This window comes from Arhodomonas sp. KWT (assembly GCF_010993615.1).
The window spans coordinates 1-975 of the sequence record NZ_WNXE01000623.1 but is presented as its reverse complement, the minus strand read 5'-3'; the positions used below and the strand labels follow the sequence as shown (position 1 = coordinate 975).

Here is a 975-nt window from a genome sequence, read left to right as displayed (position 1 = left end):
CGGTGCGCTCGCGGCCGGTTCCCGGGACGGTGACGCCCCCCACATCCGGGCCCGCGATCTCACCGTGACCAGCGCCGTGGGCGGTGTCGGCAGCGCCGGCTCGCCCCTGGTCGTCGAGCTCGTCGAGGGCGACAACGGCGACGGCGGTGCCGCCGGCGGCGTGCTCGACGTCACCGCCGAGCGTGACATCGGCATCAGCGACCGCTCCGGCGACCTCTGGATCGACAGCGCCGTCTCCAACCTCGGTGACGTCTACCTCGCCGCCCCGGACGGGCGCATCCGCGACGCCCGGCGCCGCGTCGACAGCGAGGCGGTCAGCCGCGAGACCCGCGAGGCGATCTGGAAGCGGCTCAAGATCCGCGACGAGGACGGTGCGGAATCCTATGCCCGCGGGCGCGCGGTACCCGCCTTCGAGCACAGCATCGAACAGGCGTATCGCAGCTACTGGCAGCTCATGCGCTCGGGGCGCACGGGCAGCGATGGGTTCGAGCTCACGGACGCCGGTCTCGAGCGCTACCGCACGCTTCTCGCCGCCCGCGGACAGGTCGACGACGATGCCGCGGTGCGTGCCTATGCGGCGGACGAGTACCAGCGCGTCACCGGTCTGTTCGAGGAGAATCTCGGTGGTGACTGGTTGTCACGGGGTGCCTTCCAGTCCTTCGAGGCGGATTACGATTACCAGGCCACCGACGGCCAGGTCGCGCAGCTCACCGCCGGCGCCGCGTGGACCGACGACGAGCTGCGCCGTTCCATCAACGTGGTCGCGCTGGAGACGGGCGGGGGCGGCGCCGTGGACGAGGCCCCGAACGTCAGCGGCCGCGACGTCACCCTGGAGGCCGGCGGGAGCATCGGCGAGGTCGCCGATCCCATGCGCATCGATTACCAGGACCTGCTCGACGGCAGCCTCACCGACGAGGAGATCGGTGCCCTGGGCACCGCGCGGGCACCCGGTGACGTGACCATCGAGCACGACGA

General features: G+C 71.8%; 1 protein-coding gene. It reads left to right on the top strand.

The window, feature by feature from the left end:
* The coding region (locus G7A99_RS21225; RefSeq protein WP_163143897.1) for a hypothetical protein at positions 1-975 on the top strand (975 nt) is incomplete at both ends.